Below are 25,538 nucleotides of genomic sequence, written 5' to 3'. Positions count from 1 at the left end.
AAAGGTTAAGAGTGAGTAAAAATTTTAAATTCTTATTACTGTTGGCTACATAGCTTTATAATGAAGTTTTATTCTATAAAATTTTCCGGGTTATAATTGAATCCGCCTATGAATATCCAAAAACAACTTGAAGAAAAGTTTAAAAAAAATCTGGCATTTTTTGAAAAAGAATTTCCTGAAATTTACGAAAAGCTACTCACTAAAGGTAAGCCCAAGGTTGAAATTGATATTATTTCAACCACCCAGATCAACCTGATAGTGGATAACGCTTATGTTTACCCCGTAAGCCCTAAACACTTTTCTCTAACGCAGGTTGAAAATTTTTTAAAAAGTCCGCGGAGCCTCAAGTCTCCCGCGTCTTTAAGTGTTCCCGAATTAGAAACCATTGTTCATACCTATTTACGGAAGCTCTGTGATAGCTTTGCCTCTTTGGGAGGCAAGGAAGAAAATGATTTTTCCTTTGACGGGCAAAATATGCAATGCCTCTTGATGGAAGGGCTCCTTTTTGGTTATCAACTTGAGTTCCTGCTAGATAGGCTTAACATTAAAAATCTCGTTATCCTTGAGATGGACGTGGAGCTTTTCAAACCGAGCCTTTATGTACTTGATTGGCCCAAAATAGCCAGATACTTTAAAGAACCTGGCCGCCGGCTCGACATCCTCATTGAAGACGACCCTGAAAACCTGGCCAAGGCCCTTATTCGGCTTTTTATAGAAGACGTCAGCTTTTTGTATTTCTCTTTTGCTTACAATTTTAGCATGTTCAGGAGCCCTTTCTGGGAGAAGTTTGAAGAAAAGTTTCTCTATTTTCTGCAGGCGTTTTTCAGGGGTTGGGGATTTTACGACGACGAGGTAGTCTCTCTAATACACACCTTGAAGAACATTAGCCAGCAGGTTCCCGTTATCAATCTCAAAAAGAAGCTGGTTCCTAATTGCTCGGCCTGTATAGTAGGTTCTGGGCCTTCGCTTGACGCTCAGCTTGAATGGCTTAGAGAAAAGAGAAACTCTCTGGTTATTTTTTCCTGCGGCACCGCCACCAAAGCCTTGGAAAAGGCAGATATTAAACCTGATTTTCACGTAGAGCTTGAAAGAACGGCTGTTAATTACACCGCTCTTAATTTAGTTAAAAAGGAATTTTTGGAGGAGATTCCGATAATAGCTTCCTGTAATGTGGATTCGCGGATTTTTTCCCTTACCAGAGAGCCAATCATGTTTCCCAAGTATAACGATGTTGGCGGAAAGATACTTTACCGTTACGGCAAGTTTGAAGAGCTTGCCTTTTGTAATCCTACGGTGACCAATACCGGTTTGGCTTTGGCCATAAATATGGGTTTTAAAGAGATTTACCTGGCAGGAGTTGACTTAGGTTTTATTGAGCCTGAAAGGCACCACTCCACCAAAACCATTTATTACGACGAAAAGAGCCGTTTTAACATCAAAAAACTTGAAGATACCATCCCTTATGAGCGCAAAGACGGGAAAATCGTTTATACTACAGGCATTTTCCTTTATACCAAGCAGGTGATGGAGTTCCTTTTGAAGCAATATCCCGTCAAGGTTTATAATCTCAGCGATACCTTACCCATTGAAGGTACCATTCCTGTTTCTATTGATAAGGCCTGCCCAAACGGCCGAAAAGACCTTATTCCGCTAGAAGAGCTTGCCAGCAATCGGTATCAGGCCAAAATTAAACCTTTAGAAATAGCTGAGCTTGTTCTAGCCTCTTCGGCGAGAAACCTTAAGTTAATGAAAGAGGCTTTTTCAACCGAGCTTAAAACACCACACGATCTGTTCGTTTTGATAGACAACCTTTGGGAGATTCAGAAAAATTGGGAAAAAGAAAACGAAATTAGCCACATAATGTTTGGGGGTAGTGTTAAGCACTTTCAGCACTTGCTTTTAACCTGTAGTTTTAAACTTCCGCCGGAAAAGTTTCAGGGCTTTGTGGAAGGGGCCAAAAAGGTTTTTATCGAATTTGCTGACAAGGCTCTGGCAAACCTTGAAGTTTTGAGAGATAAAATAGCCGCTGGCGAGCTAGAAGAAATAAAACCAAACGTGCTACCTCCGTCAAAAGTAGAACCGGTGTTCTACGTTTTGGCTTAGTTAAGGGGGATAATTAAACAGTGCCAGCTTGCCCTATTATTGCAAGCCTTTTTGTCATAATTTGCAAAGGTTTCAATTAAAAATCAATGTGTTCCCACTTTAAAGGTGTGCCTTTCTTAAGAAATTTCTTAGCTTTTTTACCAATAACGTTTTTTAAATATTTTGGATGTAAACCGTAACCAGGACGTATGGAACGAATATTTTCTCCTGTGAAAGTTTCTCCCTCTTTAATGTCTTTTACGACAAATAAAGACCTTGCAAACTCTTTAGCTTTTTTTACTTTTTCTGTAATTTCGTAAGATCCCTGGCCCAGGGCTTTTTCAACTTCTCTTATGGCATTTACCATATCTTTGAATTCGTCTGGAGTCAGAGAAAATTCTTTGTCTGGTGTCTCTATTTCTTTGTATAAGATAAAGTGTTTTTCTATAACCTTCGCTCCAAGAGCCACGGCTGCAATTGGAACAGAAATTCCAAGAGTGTGGTCTGACAGTCCCACTATGCAGTTGAAGGTTTCTGCCATGTTTGGAATTGTTTTCAAGTTTACTTCTTCTAAAGGTGCAGGATAAGCAGAAGTACATTTTAAGAGTATTATTTGTTCATTTCCAACTCTTTTACAAGCTTCAACTGCTTCTTGAATATCACAAAGAGTTGCTATCCCAGTAGAAATTATCATCGGTTTTCCTTTTGAAGCTGCATACTCTATAAGTGGAATATCTGTTATCTCAAAAGAAGCTATTTTATAAGCAGGGACATTTAACTTTTCTAAAAAGTCAACTGCTGTTTTATCAAAGGGCGTGGAGAAAAAAATAAGTCCTAACTTTTCAGCAAGTTCTTTTAACTCATAGTGCCATTCCCATGGAGTATAAGCTTCTTTATAAAGTTCATATAGAGTTTTTCCATCCCATAGAGTTCCACCTTTAATCTGGAAATATTCACTACTACAATCAATAGTAATAGTATCCGGTGTATAAGTTTGAAGTTTTACAGCATCAACTCCTGATTCTTTCATAGCATGGATCGTATCTTTGGCAAGTTCAATATCCTGTTTGTGGTTTGCTGAAAGCTCAGCGATTATTAATACAGAGTCATTATTTCCCACTTTCCTATTAGCAATTTTAAATTCCTTCATGTTTATCCCTCGTAAGTTCATATCTAAACCACTCACCGTTATTTTCTGCTTTCTCAAAACCTACACTTTCAAATAAAGATTTAGATTTGTAATTTGACTTCTTTATAAGAGCTATAATCTTAGTTATACTTTTATTTCCTTCTAGGAATTTCTTAAGACCTTTTTTCAAAAGAAATTTTCCTAATCCCAATTGTCTATAATTTCTATGTAAACTAATACTGACTATTGCTTCATTGTTTTCACTCTTAACGGAAAATCTTATTTGACCTATTACTTTCCTTCGAAACACAATTACATAAAAGTTGTTCCTATAGTTATTTGCAAACCATCTTTTGTGTTCTTCTTTATCTATATGATTAGAATTAAACGATACTTGCCTTACAGTATTATCATTAGAAATCTCATATATGTCCCAAATATCTCTTTCTTTTACCTCTCTAAAGATTAATTCTTTATTTATTAGAATTTTTAGAACTTTACTTATATTTCTTAGGCTTCCGATACCGTCTACAAGTCTCCTTCCTATAATATATCTATTTAGTCTAACATCAAACCCTTTCAACTTTTCTATTGAAAAAATAATATTGTCTAACACATATTTATCTTTCCACCATCCAGTATATTCTATAAAACCTGTTTTTTCCCACCCTTTTACATTTTTAAGTTGATTATCAGCAACAGCAACTGCAATCGTAGGAACGCCAACCCTTGCAAGCTCGTATAGTGTTTGACCACCTGCTGAAATGGCAATATCATAGTCAAGCATTGCTTGTTTTATCTCTTCTGCATTAGGATAGTATATTAAGTTCGTATTTTCATCAGCTACAGTTTTTATTTCATCAACATTATGAAATCCTTTTCCTATAATGACATTCTTTTTTAGTTCAGGATAATTTTCATTTAGTAATTTTAAGACCTTTGGGGTCATCTTTTTTATATCATCTCCTCCAAAGGTTACCATAACACTTTGTATTGTTTTTCTTATCTCTTTTTCTGGAACTTCCCAGAATTCCTTTCTTAAAGGAATGTATTTAGTCCCAAGTAAGTATATTACCTCTTTTCTTCTGGGATAGTTTAAGCCCTCTGCATGAATATTTCCATTAACAACTACGCCTTTTGGATAATCTATTCGCTTGTTGTCATCTATATAGACAGGAAGTTTTACGAGTTTAGATAAATTTTCATGAAAGTTTTTATCTGTCAAATAGCTATCAACAACGACTATATCCGAATCTTTCACTATTTTAAAGATTTTTTGTTGTTCTTTTAACCAGTTAACTATTTCATAATTTGTGCCTTTTAGAAGTTCTACTATAGATTTATCGCCATTTACAATAAACTTTGGTTTTATACCTCTTTCCTCAAAAGCTTGGTATAAAGATAAGCATCTTGTGACGTGGCCAAAACCTATACTACTGCTACCTTCTGTAAGGATATAGACCCTCAAACCATCCACTTTTCTATTGCTTCTTTTGCTTTGTTTAATTCCTGTAGTTCTAACAGTTTTCTAGCTTCTTCAAGTTCTTCTTCTAAGGAATGGAAAATCTTTTTCTGTAAAACTTTCCTGTTTATTAGTTTAAGCCAAGACTTCTCTTTGAAAAGGTTAATTATGTCAACTGCTTGAAAGTAGTTGTTTCGAGAATATAAATAATCAAAAACTGCACAGAGTAAAGCGTAATCTTCTTCTGTATCAAGAGTTACTCTTATATCTGGAGCAGTTAAATACGAAGGTGCTTTTAAAAAATTAATTTTAAATTTATCTTTGTTAGTAAAGTAAATATAAGGACAAACATGCTCTTTTTCAAAATCATTATTTGCTTCTTTATATGTTATTTCTAAAGTCTTAAAGGTAAACGCTTCTACATCCCCACATCCATGAGGATAGCTTCTCTCCACTCCTACATAGTCTAAACCTTTTTCAAGTAATCTATCTACCACTTTATCTATAACTTCCCAATCAATGCAAGGACAATCACTTGTTATCCTTACTACTACATCAACTTTGTTCTCCTTGGCACACAAATAGTACCTTTCAAGAACATTTTTTTCGCTTCCCCTGAAGCATTTTATTCCCTCTCTCTTTGAAATCTCAACTATTGGGTCATCTTCAGAATTGATTGTAGTTGCTATTATTACTTCATCAAGTAGTTTTGATCTTTTTACTCTACGTATAACCTGTTCCAAAACAGTAATACCACTACCATATGGAAGTTCCTTTAAAACCTTTTTTGGTAATCTTGTAGATGTCGTCCTTGCTTGAATAATTGCTCCTATTTTCATTTAGTTGCCTCTTTAAACATATTAAAAACAGTTTCTATAACGAAGTTTACATTCTCTTCCGTCATAGCAGGATATAAAGGCAAACTTATCTCTCTTTTATAAAACTCCTCTGCTACTGGACTCTCTCCTTCTCTGTATTCTAACTGCTGATAGTATGGATGCATATAAACCGGTATGTAATGAACCTGAACACCCAATTCCTTCCTTCTTAGAAGCTGAAATATTTCTTTTTTCTTGTCCTTATAGTTGTTTTTTAATCTTATAGGATATAAATGATAAGAGTGATAAGCATAATCTTTTTCAACTGGAATATCAAAATATGGATTATAATCAAAAGCCTTATTATAAATTTCTACAATTTTTCTTCTTCTTTCTACAAATTTATCAAGTTTCTTTAACTGAGAAATCCCTAAAGCTGCCTGAATATCGGTCATACGGTAGTTAAAACCTAAAAACTGCATTTCGTAATACCAATCACCTTCTTTCATTTTAACGAATTTTTCTTCCTCTTTTGTTACTCCATGATTTCTAAACATTAAAAGTTTTTCATAAATATCATCTCTATTAGTTAAAACAGCTCCACCTTCACCGGTTGTTATGTGTTTAACGGGATGAAAGCTAAAAACAGTAGCATCAGAATATTTACAACTTCCTATTTTGGATCCTTTATACTTTGCTCCTAATGCATGACAAGCATCTTCAACTATAGAAAGACCATATCTATCAGCTATTTCTTTAATTTTCTCCATGTCGCAAGGATGCCCTGCATAATGAACAGGAACTATTAGTTTTGTTTGTGAACTTATTTTTCCTTCTATTTTGGATGCATCTATGTTTCCCGTATTAGCTTCCACATCTATAAAAATGGGTTTAGCTCTTAAAAAAAGTCCAGCGTTAGCTGTGGCTACAAAGGTAATGGGAGTAGTAATAAACTCATCATCTTCTTTTAGGCCGACGGCAAAGTAAGCTGCATGAAGAGCCGAGGTTCCAGAATTAAAAACTACTGCGTACTTTGCGTCACAGTATTCAGCAAGTTTTTTTTCAAACTCAGGAACTTTTGGCCCCTGAGTAATAAAGTCTGCTTTTAAAACTTCCTCAACGGCTTTAATATCGTCTTGATCTATGTATTGCTTTCCGTAAGGAATATACTTAATCAACCTTTACCCCTTTTAACATTTCTTTGAGTTCGTCTACGGAAAGCCACCAATCATTTTTATCGCTTCTATAAATGAATTTTTCCGGTACGGATGGTAGTTTTTCATATTGTTTTAAAAGGTTTGCTCTCCACTGAAATTGAGGAAGAATAACAAAAGTGTTATCATCCAATTTTTTAGTTTTACGCCCTTCTTCTTCACAAATTAAAGTTTCGTGAACTTTTTCGCCTGGACGAATACCTATAATTTTAAATTTACATTCTGGAGATATTGCTCTAGCAAGGTCAACTATTTTCATAGAAGGTATTCTGGGAACAAATACCTCTCCTCCTTTAGCAGTTTCTATTACTTTCCAAACTAGCTTTACTCCCTCTTCTAATGTTATCCAGAATCTGGTCATTCTTTCGTCCGTGATAGGGAATTCTTTTTTTCCTTCTTTAGCTAATTTCAAAAAAAACGGAACTACACTTCCTCTACTACCCACTACGTTTCCGTAACGTACTACACAAAAACTGGTTTCTTTAGATCCTGCGTAAGCATTACCAGCTACAAATAAGCGTTCCATTACGAGTTTTGTTGCTCCGTAAAGATTTACGGGACTTACTGCTTTATCTGTGGATAATGTTATTACTTTTTTCACACCTCTGTCTATGGCAGCGTTGATAACGTTTTCTGCTCCTAGAATGTTCGTCTTTACAGCTTCAAATGGGTTATATTCTGCCGTGGGTACTTGTTTAAGAGCTGCCGCGTGAATAACGATATCTACGCCGTCAAAAGCGCGGTAAAGGCGTTCTTTATCTCTTACATCTCCTATAAAAAAACGAATGGGATATTTTTTTTCTGGAAAAACTTTAGCCATTTCAAATTGTTTGTATTCATCACGGCTAAAAATAATAATCTTTTTTGGTTTGAATTTTTTAAAGGTTAGTTCCGTAAACTTATACCCGAAAGAACCAGTACCGCCTGTGATAAGAATCACTTTGTCGTCTAGCACAGTTTGCCCCCCTCAAAAAAAGCTATGTTGCGGTCTTTACTTGAAATGCCAAAAATTTGACTCTTATCGGTGAAGACTTTGACGGAAAAGTCTTTATAGCCTGCCTCGCGGAAGCGGTCTATAACGCGTTTGATTTCGTCTGAAGGGGCAAAATAAAGTCTATCAGAGGTTATTTTGCCTGGCTCGTTTTTGAGGAATACGTAAGTTACTTGCTCGCCGTCAATGTTTAACTCTAGCACCTGGTCCTTTTCAACGAAGTAAAACTCCATAACACTCTCCCACAGTTTTTGTGCATTTTTATTTGCAATTTGGGTACCAGGTTTTGGGGACAGGCAAATTGGCTGATGGCTAATGGCTGGTGGCTGATGGTGCAGGAGACTGCTTCGTCGCCTTCGGCTCCTCGCAGTGACAGAAGGGGGAGTGCTCCTTGCAGTGACGGGCTGGTTGATGGCTGCTGGCTGATGGCCGATGGCTGATGGCTGATGGTACTAAAGACTGCTCGCTGCGCTCGCAGTGACACCAGAAGTGAGTCATTGCGAGCCCGATTTTCTAATTCGTCATTGCGAGCGAGCGTTAGCGAGCGAAGCAATCTCAGGGACAGGCAAAGCTATTTACGAAGAAACTTCTTCCCACTCAAAGCCGACGATGTTTCGCTCTTTCTTGCTGAACTCAACGCCTATGAGATAAACTTTCTGGCACCTGCCAAGGTATTTTTCGTGATACTTTTTGGCTTTTAACTGCGAAAGGGCTTTGCTTTCTCCCTCAAGCTCAACTACTTTGAATTCAAAAAGATAACATATTCCGTCAAACAATACGGCCATGTCTAAACGGCCGTGGCTGGTGGCATCTTCTACTCTCACCTCAACCCCTAGCGCCGCAAAGTAGGCGTAAAACACGCTGGCGTAAAAGCCTTCGTAATGGTGAAGTTCGGTCTTCCTGTACCAATCATGGGGTATGGAGGCGAAAAAGGCCCGGAAAGCTTCCTTTAGGCCTTCGATGTCGTTTTTCTCAAGCGCCTCGTAAACACGGTCTAGATTCTTTTCTTTTTCTATAAGGTCAAGAAAGGTATTCAAGAGATAATTGTTAAAGCTTACTTTGACCTCAAGGTTTGGCCAGCCAAGGCGGTACTTCAAAATAGCCCTTCGTTTTTTAACTTCCTTTATGGTGAGATAGCCTGTCTGAAAAAGAAGGCTTTCAGGATAAATTCTATCCACATCAAAGCTTTCAATAATCTCGTCACCAAGCTCAAGGTTTTCAAAAGCTGGCACACTAAGACGCTTTTCAATAATCAGCTTTATGAGAAAACTTGGCGTGCCCGTCTCAAACCAGTAAGGCCTAAAGATTTTGTCCCGCAGAAAGAGCAAGATGTCAAAAGGATTGTAAACAGGCTCGCCAAGCCAGGAGTAGCCGTTATACCAGCGGCGGACTTCGTCCAGGTCAACGCCGTCAAGGCGGTCGGCAAAAACGATCTCAAATTCCTTTTGCGTATAACCGCAAATGGCGGCAAAAGACGGCGAAATGGTTATGTCTTCAAGGTTGTTCAGGCCAGAGAAGAGAGAGACCTTGCTGAACTTGGTAACACCGGTGATGAAGACGAACTTGAGAAACGGGTCAGCGTCTTTTAAGACGGAGTAAAAGTTTTTAAGTTCTTCACGTATTTCGGTAGCAATTTCTATTTTGTTTATGTTGTCAAGGATGGGTTTGTCGTATTCGTCAATGAGAACTACTACTTTTTGGCCGTATTTTTGGTAAATTTTTTCTATAATGTCTGCAAATCTGTCTTTAATGGAAGAAAAGTCCGATTGAATTTGGTATTTTTCTTCATGTTTTTTAAGAATGACATTTTCAGTTTCCTGGAGTTCCTGAACACTCCTGTGCACTCCACTGCCAAACGAAATGTAAATAACCGGGTATTTTATTGCCCAGTCCCAGTTATTTTCCAGATAAAGGCCTTGGAAGAGCTCTTTTTTGGCCAGGAAGGCTTGGCGAAGAGTGTCGAGGAAAAGACTTTTTCCAAAACGCCGCGGGCGGGACAGGAAGTAATATTTTCCTTCGTCAACCAGTTTTTTTACGAACTGGGTTTTGTCAACGTAGTAATAATTTTCCGTGCGAATATTTTCAAAACTCTGGATGCCTACAGGGAGCCTTTTCATACGAACATTATAACAGATTTCATAAATTATTACTGAGCTTTTTCAGGGCAAAGGTTTTCTGAGACTGCTTCGCCTGTCCCGAGCGCCAGCGAAGGGATCTCCCTTCGGCTCCTCGCAGTGACAGGCTGGTTGATGGCTGATGGCTGATGGGTGGTGGCTGATGGTAAATAATTATTACTTCTTACTTACTTATGCACGCGAGGATACCCGTAGAGCCGACGATGTGGCCCAACCGGGTCATTACGGACCCGGATCATTACGAGGAGGCGCGTAGCGCCGACGAAGTAATCTCTGAGACTGCTTCGCTGCGCTCACCGTGACAGTAGGGACCGGCTCCTTGCAGTGACCGGTGAGGGGTGTCATTGCAGTGACGGGTGGGGGTGTCATTGCGAGCCGAGCCCTTTATTTTGTCATTGTAGTGACGTTTCATTTTTATCCCCACTTTTTACCACCTATTACCTCCAGATAACCACAAAATAGTGTGTTATTCGATAAAAATAAGCCATATATTTTGTGTTTAAAGTTTCTCTTGACATTTCCGATAAATTTTTACTAGCTTGAGTGGTATAAAGTGGTAAAAAGTGGTCGGAGGTGGTTTTGAGTTTTCGGGGGCGTTCCACCCATAACCTTGACCCGAAGGGGCGCTTGAGTATTCCGGCGCGCTTTCGGGAGGTGCTTAAACAAAAATATGGGAACGCTGCCCTTATTGTTACCAATACTCCGGAGTGTTTGCAGGTGTATCCCTGGCCTGAGTGGCAAAAACTTGAAGAGCAGCTTTTGATTTCGCCTTTTGATCCGCCAGAGCTTAGGCTTTACAAGAGGTATTTTCTTGGTTCAGCGGAAGAGTGCCAGCCAGACCGCCAGGGGCGAATCTTGATTCCTCAGCACTTGAGGCAGGAGGTCGGTATAGACAAAGAAGTCGTCCTCCTTGGCATGATTAACTACTTTGAAATCTGGAGTCCAGGGCGTCTTGAAAATGAGTTTAACCGGGTGCGCGAAAATTACCCAGAAATCAGCGCCTCAGTCGCCGGCTACTTTGTGCCCAAAAACCCGGCATGAGAGCGTTTTGCTTGACGAGGCGCTTGAGTGGTTAAAAGTAGCCCCAGGTGGCACTTACGTAGATGGCACGGTGGGGCTGGGGGGGCACAGTCTGGCAATCTTGGAGCGTAGTGCGCCTGATGGCTTTCTTATTGGGCTTGACTGGCATGAAGACTCCCTGACCCTTGCCGAAGAAAGGCTCAAAGCTTTTAAGGGCCGCTATGTGCTTGTGCGTGAAAATTTTGCCAATCTTAGGAAGGTACTTGAAGACCTTTCGCGCCTCCCTGTTGATGGCATTCTTTTAGACCTGGGTATTTCGTCTTATTTGCTTGAAGGAAGCGGCGGTGGTTTTAGTTTCAAGCTCGACGAACCCCTTGATATGCGTATGGATAAAAGAATTATTCAAACCGCTAAAGATTTAGTAAATCAGCTCAGTGTTATTCAGTTAGAAGAACTTCTTAAATCTTTTGGTGAGGAGCGTTTTGCCAGCCGTATTGCCCGGGCTATTTGTGAAGAAAGGAAAAAAGATTCTATAAAGACCACCAAGCAACTGGCAGATATTGTCTGGCGGGCTTATCCGCCAAAGGCCAGACGTGGAAAGACGCATCCGGCCACCAAGACTTTTCAGGCTCTGCGCATTGCCGTGAATAAAGAGCTTGATAATCTGGCCAAGTTTTTGCGAGAAGCTCCGGACCTTCTTAAATCAGGCGGAAGGTTAGTGATTATTTCTTTCCACTCTCTTGAGGACCGTTTGGTCAAACAGGCCTTTAAAGCTGACGAGAGGTTAAAAGTGCTCACCAAGAAGCCGATTGCCCCGTCGCCAGAAGAAATTAGACGAAACCCCAGGGCTCGGAGTGCCAAACTTCGGGCCGCTGAAAGGATTTAGGAGGGAAAAATGGGAGCAAGAACAGCCTATGTGCTTAACCATAAAACCAGAAAAAGCCAGGCCACAACCCTCTCTCTATGGGGAGTCTGGGCTAAAAAATTTGTTTTAGGGATGCTTGCTGTTTTGTTTTTGGTGGGAGGGGCCTTACTAGGGCAAAAGTACTTTCAATACAGGAGTTTGAAAAAAGAAGTAGCCCTTCTTTCGCATCAAGTAACTATGCTTGACCGCGAATACCAAACCCTTACTTCAAAAGAAGTAGTTTTGAAAAAGGCCAAAGAGTTTGGCCTCCATCCTCCTAAAAAAGAACAGGTGGTTAGGTTGAGGTAAAATGAAAAAAGTCTGGCTTTTGGGCCTGATAGGAATAGCTTTACTTATTTTGGCAGGAGAAAAGGCCTATCTTTTTTCGTCCCCTGAGCCAATTCTTCCTGAAAAAAGTGGTGTAAGATCCCTTGGACCGGTTTATGACCTTGAGAGACGTACTCTTGCCGAGTCAATAACCCGTACCGGATTACTTCTGGTGCCAGGGGCCTTTTCGCCCTCGCCTAAAAATATAGAAACTTTAGCCAAGGCCCTTGGTAAAAAAGAAGAGGAACTCTCTCTGTTTCTGGCTACCCACAAAGAGCCGGTTTTGTTTCAAAGGGTGAAGTTCGTGCCTGAAATAGAAGGGGTTTTCCCTAAAAATTATTTTGAAAGAAGTTATCCATATAAAGATATATGCAGTGCTTTTCTTGGCGATGATGGGCTTTCAGGAGTTGAGGCTTATTATTACAAGCTTTTGAGACGTAAAGGGTCTTACCTCGTAACCTCCATAGAAATAGAAAAGCAAAAAGCCCTTTTTGAAGACCTGAACCGTAGCCTAAAAAGACTTAGGGCTAAAAGGGGCGGAGCCATTATCCTTGATTTAGAAACAGGAAGGATAAAGGCTCTGGTAAGTAAAGGAGACAAAGAAATCTTGTTTAAACCTCGCATCCCTTTGGAGGTTTTAGGCAAGGTATTTGAAGGTAATTTTGAAAAAAGCTCTTATGAAGATATGGCCTCGTTCTTGAGGGATTTGGGTTTTGGTGAGGCCACTGGTATTGACCTGCCTAACGAAGAGCCGGGGCTTTTGCCTCCTGCTATCTCTTCTTTAGAAGACGTTAGGGCTTCTGGAGTTCAGCTGGTAAGGGCTTTGGCGGCGCTTTCCACAGGAAAACTTTTTTCACCTAAACTTGCCAAAGAAATCAGGATTGGCAAGGAAGAAGAAACTATTTCGGTAGAAACCAAAAACCTTGATAAGATTACGCCTCTTGAAAGAGGCGGTGTGTGGTGGTGGGGCGGAAGTTACAAAGTGGGCTCTTTTGTGATAGCCGGGCTCTGGCCGCGGAAAAATCCTAAAGAGGCCTTCTTGGTTTATCTGGAAGGTGTTAAGGCTTACGGGCTTCCGTGTTACTACACCCGTTTTATTCCTCAGGCGGTGAAAGATAGCCGGTTTTATAAGGTTGCTAATGAAAAGAAACCTCCCCGAAAAATTCCCGAAAACAGGATGCCAGACCTCAGAGGCCTGACTTTAAAAGAGGCCCTGGAGACGCTTTCAGCTCTTGGGCTTGAGGCTGAGTTTCAGGGTTTTGGAGTTACAGTTAGCCAGTGGCCTGCTCCTGGCACTCCTCTTAAAAAAATTACCAAATGCAGGCTGGTTCTTAGATGAAGCGTCTTGAAGAGCTTATAAAAAATTTAAGGCCCGAGTTTTTGCATCGGCCAGAGACGCCGATAGCTGGCTTAACTGATGATTCTCGCGAAGTAAAGCCGGGGTATGCCTTTGTAGCCTGCCGGGGCACCTCGGCTGATGGGCATAAATTTATCCCGCAAGCCCTTGAGGCCGGGGCCGTGGCCATCTTGGCGGAAAGAAAGCTCGATTTGCCAGACAACATTGCCCAGGTGGTTTTACCTGACACACGTAAGGCCCTTCCTGAGCTGGCCAGCGCTTTTTACGATTACCCGGAAAAAGACCTTATTTTTATAGGGGTTACTGGAACCAACGGCAAGACCTCGGTTACTTATTTTCTTTACCAGATTTTGGTCAAGCTCACCGGCGGGGTAGGGCTCATTGGTACGATTTTTTATGATACCGGGCTAGGGCTTTCAAGGGCCTCGCTTACCACGCCAGGCCCGGTAAAACTAAGAGCCCTTTTGGCGGCTATGCGCCAGGCTGATTATCGGCACGTGGTCATGGAGGTTTCTTCCCACGCCCTTGATCAGGATAGAGTGGCCGGTCTTGCCTATCACGTGGCGGGTTTTACCAACCTTAGCCGCGACCATCTTGATTACCACGGCACCATGGAGGCCTATTACCAGGCCAAGAAAAAACTTTTTACCGAATACTTGAGAGCTTCGGGCCAGGCCGTGATAAACGTGGCCAACCCATGGGGAAGGAGGCTCGCTGAGGAAATCTCTGCGCCCGTTATTAAGATAGGGGAGGATCTTAGGGGGATGGTGACAGAGCGTTCTCAAGCGGGCTACTCCTTTCTTTTGGAATACGGCCACCAAAAGTATCCCTTGGCGACGACCCTCTACGGAGATTTTCAACTGGAAAATCTCCTCATAGCTATAGGATGCGGCCTGGCCCTCGGCTTTTCTTTTGAAGACCTCCTTTCCTGTTCTCGTGAGCTTAAGCCTCCTCCAGGGCGGCTTGAGCCCGTCGGCCAGAAGAACGGGGCCCTGATATTTGTTGACTACGCCCATACCCCAGAGGCCCTGGCCGTGGCCTTAAAGAGCCTTAAACCCATGGCCAGGAGGCTTATAGTTCTTTTCGGCTGTGGAGGCGATAGAGATAAAGGAAAACGGCCACTTATGGGACAGGTGGCTGAAGACCTGGCAGATATCGTCATTCTTACTTCTGATAATCCTCGTTCCGAGAAGCCAGAAGACATAATAAACGACATCATGGCAGGGATGAAAAAGACTCCCTTTTTAGTGGAACCTGATCGTTACCAGGCTATGGTCAAAGCCGTTTCTGCCTTGGAAAAAGGCGATGTGCTTTTAGTGGCCGGCAAAGGCCACGAAGACTATCAGGAAATTTCTGGCAAACGTATTCCTTTTTCCGACCGCGAGGTCCTGCGGGAACTGCTCACTGAGGAGGAAGCATGATTTCTACTGAAGACGTGGTTAGGGCTACTGGTGGAATACTCCTTAATGGGGATATGGGTGTGTCTTTTACCGGGGTTAGCCATGATACCAGGACTATAAAGCCGGGAGAGCTTTTCGTGGCCATAAAAGGTCCACGTTTTGACGGACACGACTTTGTGCTTGAAGCTATTGAAAATGGTGCTAGGGGTCTGCTGGTTTCTCATTGGCCCGAGGAGATAAATATTTTTAAACTGCATAAGGCTATCTCGGTAATAAAAGTTTCTGATACTGTAAAAGCTCTGGAAGATCTTGCGGCTTACTGGCGTAAAAAGCTCAAAGCCAAGGTAATAGCCATAAGTGGCACCTGCGGTAAAACCACCACCAAAGAAATTCTGGCTACTTTGCTTGAAGACTATCAAACTTTTAAGACTCCCTGGAACTGGAATAACCTTATCGGGCTCCCTTTGACCATTTTGAATACCCTACCCGAGGCTGAATTTTTGGTACTTGAGCTTGGCACCAATCTTCCTGGAGAAATTGCGAGGTTAACGGAGATAGCCTCACCTGAGGTAGCCATTTTTCTGGGCTCTGCACCTTCTCATCTGGAAGGTCTGGGCACGCCGGAAAATGTCTTCAAAGAAGAGATAGACGTTTTTGTTAAAGCGCCACAAGCAGTGTGGGTCTATCCTTATGACCAGAAAGAAGTAAAGGAACATGTTTACTCGCTTAAACATAAAGGCCGTGAGATTTCTTTTGGTTTTGAAGAAGGATCTGACCTAAGGGGAAGGATTCTCTCGGTTAGTTTAAAAGGCACTCGAGTAAAAATTTCTTTTGAGGGAGAGGATTACGATGTAGAAATTCCTCTTCTTGGAAGACCTTTTGTCTTTGATACCCTGGCGGCCTTGGCCGGGGCTTTAGCCGCAGGCCTGAGCTTGCCAGAACTTTTGCCCAAACTTGAAAAATTAAAACCTGCTCCTCACCGCATGGAAGTTAAGCAAGCGGGAGGTATTATCATCTTAGACGATACCTACAACGCCAACCCCGCTTCTTTTAAGGCCGCGGCCGAGGTCTTAAAAGCTATTCGGCAGGAATTTTCTCGGGTAGTGGCCGTGGTAGGAGACATGAAAGAGCTTGGCGAGAAAGCTCCTTTTTATCATGAAGAGGTGGGGCGGGTGCTGGCCCAGGTTTGTGACCAAATACTGGCCGTAGGCGAATATGCCAGAGACATTGCCCGCGGAGGTGGCGAAAAGGTTAACATCTTTTCTGATAAAGAGGCCCTTTTTTCAGCTTTAAGGTCAGTCGTTAATCAGGGGAGCCTTGTTTTTGTGAAAGGCTCGCGCGCCATGGCTATGGAAAAAATTGTCGATTGGCTCTTGGAGGAAAAAACTTAGATGCTTTACCACTTACTTTATTCATTACATGAATGGCACTTTATTTTTAATGTTTTTCGCTACATTACTTTTAGGACTATTTGTGCCATCTTTACTTCCGCCCTTATTGTGTTCATATTGATGCCGCGTTTTATAGCCTACATGCGAGCCCGGCAATTTGGTCAGGTTATAAGGGAAATTGGCCCTGACCACCAGCACAAGGCGGGCACTCCCACTATGGGAGGTGTGGTTATTATCCTGGCCGTGATAATAGCTACCTTACTCTGGGGAAAACTTACTAACATTTATATTTGGATAACCCTTGGGCTTTTTCTGATTTTTGGTTTAATCGGCTTTTTTGACGATTGGCGTAAGGTTTCTCGACAAAAAAGTCTAGGGCTTACCGCTAAAGAAAAGCTCTTACTTCAATCTCTGACAGCTGGAGTTTTTTTGTTCCTAGCCCTAAAGTACGGCTCATTTGATACTAAGTTAGCGGTGCCATTTTTCAAAGAATTCAGACCAGATCTTGGTTTTCTTTATTTTCCCTTTGTAATGATAGTGGTAGTAGGCGCGTCTAACGCCTTCAATTTGACTGACGGCCTCGATGGTTTGGCTACTGGGCCTTTTATTGTAACCACAGGCGTTTATCTCCTTTTTGTGTATCTGGCCGGACACTTCAAGTTGGCTTCATATTTGCATGTTCCCTATGTGCCAGGGGCTGGTGAGCTTTGTATATTTTGCGGAGCACTTTTAGGAGCAGCGCTTGCGTTTCTCTGGTATAATTCTTATCCAGCAGAAATTTTTATGGGGGACGTTGGTTCACTTTCTTTAGGGGCTTCTCTTGGGGCTTTGGCAATAATTTCCAAGCAGGAACTTTTACTGGTGATTGCTGGCGGTGTTTTTGTGGCTGAGGCCTTGTCTGTAATGCTTCAGGTGGTCTACTTTCGGCTAACTGGAGGGAAACGCATTTTTCGTATGGCTCCACTTCACCATCATTTTGAAAAGCTGGGCTGGCCTGAGCCAAAAGTAATTGTGCGCTTCTGGATTGCGGCTATATTTTTGGGGCTTTTAGCCGTAAGTACTTTGAAGTTGAGGTAAGGGGATATGTTAGAAGGCAAATTAGCCGGTAAAAAAGTGGTAGTCCTTGGGTTTGGGCGTTCAGGGCAAGCGGCCACGCGCTTGCTTTTGCTTGCAGGGGCCAGGGTGGTCGTCTCTGATAGTCGCCCAAAAGAAAAATTACCTCAATCTCTGGTGCATAATTTTGAGGAACAGGGTGTTCTTTTCGATACCGGAGCCCATCGTCCAGAGGTTTTTGAAGGGACGGATTTGGTGGTTATAAGCCCTGGTGTGCCTCCTGATGCAGCCGCTCCGGCTCGTGAAAGAAATATCCCCGTGATAGGCGAGCTTGAGTTAGGTTATCGCTTCCTTTTGCCCGGAAAAAAAATCCTAGCTATTACCGGCACCAACGGAAAAACCACTACTACGGCTATGGCTACAGATATTTTGCGACTTTCAGGCAAGCAGGTCTTTGTAGGGGGAAATTACGGCACGCCCCTTTCTGAGTTTATTATAAATGGCCAGAAGGCTGATTATTTGGTGCTTGAGACTTCAAGTTTCCAGCTTGAAAGTATTGATACTTTCAGGCCTCAAGTGGCGGTGATTTTAAACATTACGCCTGATCACCTGGAACGCTATGCAGGCTTTAAAGAATACGCCCTGGCCAAGGCTCGTATTTACGAAAATCAAACCCCCGAAGATTTTGTTATTTTGCCAGAAGAGCTTTTAGAAATTCTTCCAACTCCAAAATCAAAAATGTTTTTCCTTGGCAAAAAAGGGACTAATGGGGCTGAGCTTAAAGGAAGCTCTTTTGTTTTACACCTGCCAAGCGGGCCTGAAGAGTATTCTCTCGCTGGCTTTAAGCTTTTGGGAGAGCATAATCGTCTGAACTTTACGGTGGCGGCGTTGGCTGCTCGTCTGCTAGGAGCTACCCCTCAAGGAATCAAAGAGGCTATCAAAAGCTTTATCGGTTTTCCCCATCGCCTAGAGTTCGTGGGAACTTTTGGTGGGGTTTACTTTGTTAATGATTCTAAAGCCACCAATGTTGACGCCACTTTAAAGGCCCTAAGGGGTCTTAGTGCGCCTATTATTCTCATCATGGGTGGTAAGCATAAAGGCTCTTCTTATCGGCCTTTGATGGGTGAAATAAAAAGAAAAGTGAAGCTTTTAATCCTTATGGGAGAGTCTCGCTACGTTATGGCCGAGGATCTGCGTGAATGTACGGATATGAAAATTGTAGAAAACCTTGAAGAAGCAGTAGCAGTGGCTATTTCAGAGGCTACTCTTGGAGATACTGTTTTGCTTTCTCCAGCCGCGGCTAGCTTTGATCAGTTTGAAAATTATCAGGAACGCGGCGATGTTTTTAAAGAGTTGGTAAAAGGTTACGCTCCCCAGTTTTTGGGTGAAGATAACCGTTCTCAGTTGGTGACTTACCATTGATGAAAGTGGTGATAACTGGAGGCGGCACCGGGGGGCATCTTTTTCCGGCCTTGGCGGTGGCCGAAGAAATTACGGCGCTTGGAGGCAAAGTGCTACTGGTTGGTAGTGGGCGAAAAATTGAAAAACTGGTGGCGGAAAGAACTCCTTATCAGGTGAAGTATTTGCCGGTAGAAGGGGTTTTAGGTAGGGCCTTTAGCGCCAAAGTGCGCGCCCTTGGCAAGATGTTTGTGGCCACGGGCAAGGCTTTAAAAATTTTAAAAGAGTTTTCTCCCCAGGTGGTGCTAGGTGTGGGAGGATATGCTTCCGTGCCTGTAATGCTAGCGGCCCGCCTCGCAAGCATCAAAAGGGCCATTCACGAACAAAACGCCGTACCCGGACGGGCCAATCTTTTTCTGGCTAAATTAGCCCATCGTATTCTTGTCACCTTTCCGGAAAGTAAGGCCCATTTTCCTGAAGAGCGCACGGTCGTCACTGGCATGCCGGTAAGAAAGGAAATAACTTGCGGCCTTCGGGAACATGACGGGATAGGGCTCCTGGTAACCGGGGGTTCACAAGGAGCACACCGCTTAAACGAACTTATAGTCAAGGTATTCCCGCTTCTCTTTGAAAGAGTGCCCACAGTTCGTCTTTTCCATCAAACAGGAGAGCGGGATTTTTCCTGGGTAAAAGAGGCTTTCCGGGAGTTTTCAGACAAAGTGGTGGTTAAGCCCTTTTTCCACGATATGGGCTGGGCTTACGCCCAGGCGGATCTGGTGCTGGCTAGAGCCGGGGCTTCTACCGTGGCTGAGGTGGCTACCTTGCAAAAGCCGGCGATTTTTATCCCTTACCCTTACGCCATAGGTGACCACCAGTTTCATAACGCTAAGGTGCTGGCTAGGCGAGGCGGGGCTCTTGTCATGCGTGAGGAGGAACTTTCAGAGGAAAAGCTACTGGATACTTTAAGCGCTCTTCTTGCTGATGAAGGACGGCGTCAGAAGATGGCGCAAAGCCTTTCTGGCGTGCTTCCGCAAAATGCGGCTGAAATAATTGTCAAAGAATTGGAGGAATTAATCGCTTATGCGTGAATATAAACGGGTTCATTTTATAGGAATTGGCGGAATAGGCATGAGTGGGCTAGCTCGCCTGCTCCTGCGTCTTGGTTTTGATGTTTCGGGGTCTGACTTAAATGCCTCTGAAACTACGAGGATGCTTGCTGAAGAGGGGGCCATTGTTTACTACGGCCATCATCCCAAGCAGGTGGAAGGGGCCGAGCTTGTAGTTTATTCGTCAGCGGTGTCTGAGGATAACCCCGAGATCAAACGGGCGCGCGAGCTGGGTTTGAAGGTGGTGCCAAGGGCGCAAATGCTTGTGGAAATCATGGCCCTTCATCGGCACAATCTGGTGGTTACCGGCGCCCATGGAAAAACCACCACTACTTCCATGCTGGCTTCGGTGTTAACCAAAGGCGGTCTAAGCCCCACGGTGGTGGTGGGAGGCAAAGTAAACGGCTTTGACGGCAACGCCTGGCTGGGAGAAGAAAGGGAATATCTTTTGGCGGAAGCCGATGAAAGTGACGGCTCTTTTCTTAGAATGACTCCTGAGCACGCCATTATCACCAACATTGATAAAGAACACCTAGACTTTTACCGGGATTTTGGCGAAATCCTTGAGGCCTTTGTCAGATTTGTAGATCAAGTCAAAGGCAAAGTGATAGTCTGCCTTGACGATCCGGGCGTTAAAAAGCTTTTAAAAAGAAAGCCTTCTGCCAAATACCTCACGTACGGTTTCGAGGAGCAGGCCTTTTACAGGGCGCGGGTTATAAAAGAAGGGGCTCGTTCGGTTTTTGCCGTGTTTGAAAACGACAAGATCCTGGGCGAGGTGGTGGTGCCCTTTCCTGGCAAACACAACATTTTAAATGCTCTGGCCACCGTGGCTTTGGCCCGAACTCTTGAGATCTCTTTTAAAGATATAAGAAAGGGCCTTTCGGATTTCAAAGGGGTTAGAAGGCGTTTTGACTTAAAAGGCAAAGCTGGCGATATCCTCGTGTTTGACGATTACGCCCATCACCCCAGAGAGATTGAGACCACCATAGCGGCTTTTAAGAAGTCTTTTCCCAAAAGGCGCTTGGTAATTCTTTTTCAGCCGCACCGCTATACGCGCACCAAGGCCCTTTTTGATGATTTTATTAAGTGTTTTGACGAGGCAGATGTGCTTTTGGTAACGGAGATTTATCCGGCTTCAGAAAAGCCCATTGCCGGGATTACGGGAGAAAAATTAGCCGAAGCCCTTGCCCGAAGACGGAAAGGACCTACCTACTTTGTTTCAGGAGAGGGATTGGCGCTGGCGAGAGCCCTGGATGTCTTAAAGCCCGGAGATGTTTTTGTGACCATGGGTGCGGGAAACGTTTATCGCCTGGGTGAGAAGCTTTTAGAAGAACTAGGATTGCGAGAGCGCGAGGTGGCATGAAGATTACTAATCTGTTTGCTAAAGAAGGTCTTTTAGTAAAAGAAAAAGTGCCCCTTTTTCGCCTCACCACTTTTAGAGTGGGCGGGCCGGCAGACTATCTGTTTTATCCGCGCAATTTTTTGGAACTTTCCCGCGGTTTTGAAATATTTGAAGCGGAAAATATACCTACTTATTTTTTAGGCGGAGGAAGCAATCTTTTGGTGAGAGACGGTGGTTTTAGGGGAGCTTTTATCTCTCTTGAAAAACTTGATTTCGTAGAATTTGAAGACGAATTAGTTCGGACTGGGGCTGGAGTGCCGCTGGCTAGGTTCCTTACACTTTGTGCCGAACGCGGTTTGTCAGGCCTTGAATTTATGGCAGGAGTTCCGGCTACCGTTGGTGGAGCCGTCAAAATGAATGCCGGGGCCTTTGGCCAGGAGATAGGCTCCCTGGTGGAAGAAGTTACGATTTATCAAGAAGGGCGTTTTTTTTCTCTTTCGCGGGGGCAGCTCACTTTTTCGTATCGTTTTTCAAGTATTCCTGATGAGGCGGTGATTGTAGCCGTTAATTTGCGTCTTAAAAAAGACTCTCAAGAGGCCATAAACAAGCGCATAGCTGATTATCTCTTCAGACGGAAAAAGACTCAGCCCCTTAACGAGCCGTCTGCGGGCTGTATTTTTAAAAACCCCCCTGGTTTTTCCGCAGGGGCCTTGATCGACCAGGCAGGTCTCAAAGGTTTGCGGGCCGGTGGAGCAGAAATTTCCCGCAAACACGCCAATTTTATCGTCAATCGGGATGGGGCAAGAGCCCAGGATATTTTGCGTCTTATTAATTTTGCCAAAGAAAGGGTTTTTCAGCTTTTTGGGATGGAACTTGAGGAGGAGCTTCGTGTGGTGGGTGAAGGGTAAACGGTTTCTTATAGTTCTAATGGGGCTTACGGTTTTGGCTGCTCTGGTAGCAGGAGGGGTTTATATCAAAAAAAGCCCTTACTTTGCCCTTTCAGGCGTAGAAATAACCATAGAAGGTAAGCGTTTTCTCAATAAGCGAGAAGTTTTTGAAAAGGCGGACCTTCTCCTTGGGACCAATATTTTTGCCCTTAATCTTCAAGATATAAAAAAGCGCCTTGAACTTCACCCTTGGGTGGCGGAGGCCTTTGTTTCCCGAAAATTGCCTGACAAAATCTTTATAAAAGTAAGAGAAGAAAAACCACTGGCTATGCTTTCCATAAACGGAGAGATCTGGCTGGTGAATGAAAAAGGCCATATTTTTGCTAGAGCGCCCAAAAATTTATTAAAAGAGTTGCCAGCCCTTGAAGGGGTTTCTGAAAAAGAAATTAAAAATCGGCGCTTGGATGCTCAAAAAGTAGAAGTTTTAAAACTTCTGGCCAAGCTCAAGAAAAGTGAAACTTTGGTGCCGCCTTACGCCAATATTTCCCAGATAAAGTTTTTGCCCGATGGCTTTTTGCTGCTTACCCGGGACGCCCTGTTGATAAAGTTTGCCGGAAATAAGCTGGATGATTACGAAAAGGCTTACAAAAAGCTTGACCGCATTTTTGTTTATCTCTATGACACTAAGCAGTACCAGAGAGTAAAGACAGTAAGGCTTGATTATCCCGAAAATTCAGCGGCTTTGATATTCAAGAAAGGCCGAAGGAGTTAAGACTAAATGATTGTAGGGCTTGATGTTGGGACCACTAAAGTATGTTGTCTCGCGGCGGAGGAGATAGATGGTGAACTAAGGGCTATTGGCCTTGGCATGGCCAATGCCTCAGGCCTTCGCCGTGGAGTGGTGGTAAACATTGAAAGCACAGTGAGTGCCATAATTGAGGCGGTGCAGCAGGCAGAAGAGGCCTGTGGCGAAGAAATTACCAACGTCATCGTAGGGATTGCCGGAAGCCACATACGTAGCCAGCAAAGCCATGGGGTTATTGCTTTAAAGTCAGGAGAGGTTACTGAAGAAGACGTTCAGCGGGTGCTTGAGGCGGCTCAGGCCATCAACCTGCCCAACGACCGGCTTATCTTACACGCTATCCCGCAGGAATACATTGTTGACGAACAAAGCGGCATTGAAAAACCAGTTGGCATGAGCGGGGTGCGCCTTGAGGCTAGGGTGCACATTGTTACGGCCGGGGCTTCGGCGGTGCATAACCTGGTTAAGTGTGTGGAAAAAGCCGGTCTTACGGTGGATGCCGTAGTTTTACAGCCTCTTGCCTCGGCGCAGGCTGTGCTTACCGAAGAGGAAAAACAGCTCGGTGTGGCTTTGATAGACTTTGGTGGCGGAACCACTGATATAGCCATCTTTCTTGAAGGTAACCTGCGCTATACCAGTGCGGTGGGAGTAGGGGGGCAAATTCTTACCAGTGACCTCACTGTTGGGCTGAGAACCACTATGGCCGCGGCGGAAAAATTAAAGGTTCATTACGGTAGTTGCCTGGCACCGCTGGTGCCCAGGGAAGAGTACATAGAAGTGCCGGGGCTCGGAAACCGTCCGGCCAGGAGGCTTTCGCGGCAGGTGCTGGCGGAAATCCTTGAACCTAGGGTAGAAGAGTTGCTGGAAATTATAAACACCGAGCTTGAAAATTCCGGGCTCAAACCCCGGCTTGGTTCAGGGGCCGTAATTACCGGGGGGTCTTCTTTGCTTTCAGGGCTTCTCGAACTGGCCGACCAGATCTTTGAGTTACCTACAAGAATCGGTTATCCGAAAAAGCTTCCCGGTTTAACCGAAGAGGTCAACCATCCGCGTCTGGCCACCGCCGTGGGCCTGGTGCTTTTTGGCCGCGAAATGAATCTTGAGAAACAAAAAACGCAACCTAAAAACCCGCTTAAAAAAATATTTGAAATCCTGGGGAGGGGGCTATGAGCTTTGAAATTTTAGAAAGCGAATATCAGGCCAAGATTAAAGTAATTGGTGTGGGTGGTGCCGGCGGAAACGCCGTTAACAATATGATAAGCAAAGGGCTTAGGGGAGTAGAATTTATCGTGGCTAACACCGATTACCGCGTGCTTGATCTCTCCCCGGCACCGGTAAAAATCCAGCTTGGCAAAGAGCTTACCAAAGGCTTAGGAGCCGGTGGTAATCCGGAAGTTGGTAAAGAGGCGGCTATTGAGGCTGAAAACGAGATAAGAGAGGCCCTCTCCGGAGCGGATATGGTTTTTATAACCGCAGGGCTTGGGGGTGGCACAGGCACCGGGGCGGCTCCTATTGTGGCCCGCATCAGCAAAGAATTAGGGGCCTTAACTATCGCCGTAGTGACCAAGCCTTTTTCCTTTGAAGGAAAGCCAAGGGCCAAGATCGCCCAAAAAGGTTTTGAAGAACTAAAACGCGAGGTTGATACCATCATTACCATTCCTAATGATCGCCTGCGAGCGCTAGCCTCTCCCAAGGCCAAGTTATTGGACATGTTTCGCCAGGCCGACGACGTGCTTTATTACGCGGTAAGAGGTATCTCTGATTTGATACTGTTTCCGGGCTACGTAAACCTTGATTTTGCTGACGTGCGGGCAGTGATGAGTGAAATGGGTATGGCTCTTATGGGCACTGGAGTGGCCAGTGGAGAAAACCGGGCCGAAGAGGCGGCGCAAAAGGCCATTTCAAGCCCGCTTCTTGATGATGTGTCTATCTCAGGAGCCAAAGGTGTTCTTTTAAACATTACGGCTTCTGCTGAAAGCCTGACCATGGAGGAAACTGAGTTTATCTCTGAGCTCGTCTCCAAAGAGGCCCACGAAGAGGCCAAGATCTTCTGGGGTGTGGTTTTTGACGAGCAGGCTGGCGACGAGATGCGGGTAACAGTAGTGGCCACTGGTATCGGAGCCGAAGAAGAAGCGGCTGAGCCTTTAGCTGAAGTGGTTAACCTTGATGTAGATGGTATGAGAAGAGAAGTTACGCCTGAAAAACCTGAACCCAAGCTTGCCAAGCTTTCTGAAAGAAGACGCAAAAAGCGTATTTTGGAAAAGCTCCCTTCAGAGGAAGAGCTCGAAGTTCCGGCCTTTTTACGGCGCAAGGCGGACTAGTGTTTCTTGGCCTTGTCAGCAGGGAAGGGGATTATTTTTGCTCGGGCTTCTGGCTCTGATGGAAGGGTAGGAGTGCGGCCTTCTTTAACGTCAGTGAGAATATTTTTTAAAGTTTGCAAGGATTCCAGAAAGCCGCCTTCGCCGTAAACCATGTCAAGTAACATGTCATAAAGCTTTATACAGGCACCAAGAGGGGTCTTGGCCCTTTTCCTTTCCATGTCAATACGCCACTGAAATTTACGAAGTTTTTCTTGATTTTCAGGGGGAGCCTGAGAAATGGTTTCTTCTATAAGAGCCAGGCGTTCTTTTTCAAAGGCCTCAGGGTCTTCTTTGGCAAGTCTGGCCATTCTTTCAAACCAGTCGTCAAAGTGTTCTTGATTGACCATAGATGTCTCCTCA

The 25,538-nt window shown here is 43.8% G+C and carries 23 protein-coding genes; 15 read left to right on the top strand and 8 right to left on the bottom strand.

All coding sequences use genetic code 11. The features are described 5' to 3' along the window. Positions 1–108 precede the first annotated feature (108 nt). Positions 109–2,103 carry a motility associated factor glycosyltransferase family protein gene (locus THEIN_RS02260; RefSeq protein WP_013907077.1) on the top strand — a complete coding sequence of 665 codons (1,995 nt, stop codon included), beginning with the start codon at positions 109–111 and terminating at the stop codon, positions 2,101–2,103. 76 nt (positions 2,104–2,179) lie between these two features. On the opposite strand, the gene pseI is transcribed toward THEIN_RS02260, so the two are convergent. From pseI to THEIN_RS02225, 7 genes are all read right to left on the bottom strand, one after another. Then, a complete protein-coding gene (gene pseI / locus THEIN_RS02255; RefSeq protein WP_013907076.1) occupies positions 2,180–3,232 on the bottom strand; it encodes a pseudaminic acid synthase in 1,053 nt (350 codons plus the stop codon). Beyond that, the gene (gene pseG / locus THEIN_RS02250) at positions 3,219–4,679 is read right to left on the bottom strand and encodes a UDP-2,4-diacetamido-2,4,6-trideoxy-beta-L-altropyranose hydrolase (protein WP_217125050.1); all 1,461 of its coding nucleotides are present in this window, start codon (positions 4,677–4,679) and stop codon (positions 3,219–3,221) included. Before pseG ends, pseI begins: the two co-directional genes overlap by 14 nt. Further along, positions 4,676–5,512, bottom strand: coding sequence for a cytidylyltransferase domain-containing protein (locus THEIN_RS02245; RefSeq protein WP_013907074.1), 837 nt, complete (start codon positions 5,510–5,512; stop codon positions 4,676–4,678). The genes pseG and THEIN_RS02245 overlap by 4 nt, the downstream gene beginning before the upstream one ends. Then, positions 5,509–6,669, bottom strand: coding sequence for a UDP-4-amino-4,6-dideoxy-N-acetyl-beta-L-altrosamine transaminase (gene pseC, locus THEIN_RS02240; protein WP_013907073.1), 1,161 nt, complete (start codon positions 6,667–6,669; stop codon positions 5,509–5,511). Before pseC ends, THEIN_RS02245 begins: the two co-directional genes overlap by 4 nt. Continuing rightward, complete coding sequence (pseB, locus tag THEIN_RS02235) at positions 6,662–7,660, bottom strand: UDP-N-acetylglucosamine 4,6-dehydratase (inverting) (protein WP_013907072.1); 999 nt, start codon at positions 7,658–7,660, stop codon at positions 6,662–6,664. Before pseB ends, pseC begins: the two co-directional genes overlap by 8 nt. Beyond that, positions 7,654–7,929, bottom strand: coding sequence for a hypothetical protein (locus tag THEIN_RS02230; RefSeq protein ID WP_013907071.1), 276 nt, complete (start codon positions 7,927–7,929; stop codon positions 7,654–7,656). Before THEIN_RS02230 ends, pseB begins: the two co-directional genes overlap by 7 nt. 342 nt (positions 7,930–8,271) lie before the next feature. Further along, a complete protein-coding gene (locus THEIN_RS02225) occupies positions 8,272–9,813 on the bottom strand; it encodes an ATP-binding protein (protein ID WP_013907070.1) in 1,542 nt (513 codons plus the stop codon). Between the two features lie 597 nt (positions 9,814–10,410). On the opposite strand from THEIN_RS02225, the gene mraZ reads away from it, so the two are divergent. From mraZ to ftsZ, 14 genes are read left to right on the top strand one after another with little or no spacing between them, the layout of a single operon-like run. After that, a complete protein-coding gene (mraZ, locus tag THEIN_RS02220; protein WP_013907069.1) occupies positions 10,411–10,872 on the top strand; it encodes a division/cell wall cluster transcriptional repressor MraZ in 462 nt (153 codons plus the stop codon). Beyond that, positions 10,850–11,737 carry a 16S rRNA (cytosine(1402)-N(4))-methyltransferase RsmH gene (gene rsmH / locus THEIN_RS02215; protein ID WP_013907068.1) on the top strand — a complete coding sequence of 296 codons (888 nt, stop codon included), beginning with the start codon at positions 10,850–10,852 and terminating at the stop codon, positions 11,735–11,737. The genes mraZ and rsmH overlap by 23 nt, the downstream gene beginning before the upstream one ends. Before the next feature lie 9 nt (positions 11,738–11,746). Next, the gene (locus THEIN_RS02210) at positions 11,747–12,064 is read left to right on the top strand and encodes a hypothetical protein (protein ID WP_013907067.1); all 318 of its coding nucleotides are present in this window, start codon (positions 11,747–11,749) and stop codon (positions 12,062–12,064) included. Between the two features lies 1 nt (position 12,065). Further along, positions 12,066–13,421: a PASTA domain-containing protein gene (locus THEIN_RS02205; RefSeq protein WP_013907066.1), complete on the top strand. Its 1,356-nt coding sequence runs from the start codon at positions 12,066–12,068 to the stop codon at positions 13,419–13,421. Next, on the top strand, positions 13,418–14,860 hold the full coding sequence (locus THEIN_RS02200; protein ID WP_013907065.1) for a UDP-N-acetylmuramoyl-L-alanyl-D-glutamate--2,6-diaminopimelate ligase: 1,443 nt from the start codon (positions 13,418–13,420) through the stop codon (positions 14,858–14,860). Before THEIN_RS02205 ends, THEIN_RS02200 begins: the two co-directional genes overlap by 4 nt. Next, positions 14,857–16,230 (top strand): UDP-N-acetylmuramoyl-tripeptide--D-alanyl-D-alanine ligase, encoded by a 1,374-nt coding sequence (locus THEIN_RS02195; RefSeq protein WP_013907064.1) that lies wholly within the window; start codon positions 14,857–14,859, stop codon positions 16,228–16,230. Before THEIN_RS02200 ends, THEIN_RS02195 begins: the two co-directional genes overlap by 4 nt. Further along, the gene (gene mraY, locus THEIN_RS02190) at positions 16,231–17,307 is read left to right on the top strand and encodes a phospho-N-acetylmuramoyl-pentapeptide-transferase (protein WP_013907063.1); all 1,077 of its coding nucleotides are present in this window, start codon (positions 16,231–16,233) and stop codon (positions 17,305–17,307) included. 6 nt (positions 17,308–17,313) lie between these two features. Continuing rightward, positions 17,314–18,705 (top strand): UDP-N-acetylmuramoyl-L-alanine--D-glutamate ligase, encoded by a 1,392-nt coding sequence (gene murD, locus THEIN_RS02185; protein WP_013907062.1) that lies wholly within the window; start codon positions 17,314–17,316, stop codon positions 18,703–18,705. Continuing rightward, the gene (gene murG / locus THEIN_RS02180) at positions 18,705–19,769 is read left to right on the top strand and encodes an undecaprenyldiphospho-muramoylpentapeptide beta-N-acetylglucosaminyltransferase (RefSeq protein ID WP_013907061.1); all 1,065 of its coding nucleotides are present in this window, start codon (positions 18,705–18,707) and stop codon (positions 19,767–19,769) included. Before murD ends, murG begins: the two co-directional genes overlap by 1 nt. Next, positions 19,762–21,150, top strand: coding sequence for a UDP-N-acetylmuramate--L-alanine ligase (murC, locus tag THEIN_RS02175; RefSeq protein WP_013907060.1), 1,389 nt, complete (start codon positions 19,762–19,764; stop codon positions 21,148–21,150). The genes murG and murC overlap by 8 nt, the downstream gene beginning before the upstream one ends. Then, on the top strand, positions 21,147–22,037 hold the full coding sequence (gene murB / locus THEIN_RS02170) for a UDP-N-acetylmuramate dehydrogenase (protein WP_013907059.1): 891 nt from the start codon (positions 21,147–21,149) through the stop codon (positions 22,035–22,037). Before murC ends, murB begins: the two co-directional genes overlap by 4 nt. Beyond that, positions 22,018–22,788 (top strand): cell division protein FtsQ/DivIB, encoded by a 771-nt coding sequence (locus tag THEIN_RS02165; RefSeq protein WP_013907058.1) that lies wholly within the window; start codon positions 22,018–22,020, stop codon positions 22,786–22,788. Before murB ends, THEIN_RS02165 begins: the two co-directional genes overlap by 20 nt. A gap of 6 nt (positions 22,789–22,794) precedes the next feature. Beyond that, entirely contained in the window at positions 22,795–23,988 is a 1,194-nt protein-coding gene (gene ftsA, locus THEIN_RS02160) for a cell division protein FtsA (protein WP_013907057.1), read from the top strand. Then, positions 23,985–25,139, top strand: a complete 1,155-nt coding sequence (gene ftsZ, locus THEIN_RS02155) for a cell division protein FtsZ (protein WP_013907056.1) — start codon at positions 23,985–23,987, stop codon at positions 25,137–25,139. The genes ftsA and ftsZ overlap by 4 nt, the downstream gene beginning before the upstream one ends. On the opposite strand, the gene THEIN_RS02150 is transcribed toward ftsZ, so the two are convergent. After that, entirely contained in the window at positions 25,136–25,525 is a 390-nt protein-coding gene (locus THEIN_RS02150) for a DUF3135 domain-containing protein (protein WP_013907055.1), read from the bottom strand. The genes ftsZ and THEIN_RS02150 overlap by 4 nt on opposite strands. Between the last annotated feature and the right edge of the window lie 13 nt (positions 25,526–25,538).

This window comes from Thermodesulfatator indicus DSM 15286 (genome assembly GCF_000217795.1).
Lineage (GTDB): Bacteria > Desulfobacterota > Thermodesulfobacteria > Thermodesulfobacteriales > Thermodesulfatatoraceae > Thermodesulfatator > Thermodesulfatator indicus.
This window is presented reverse-complemented; position numbering and strand designations above follow the sequence as displayed.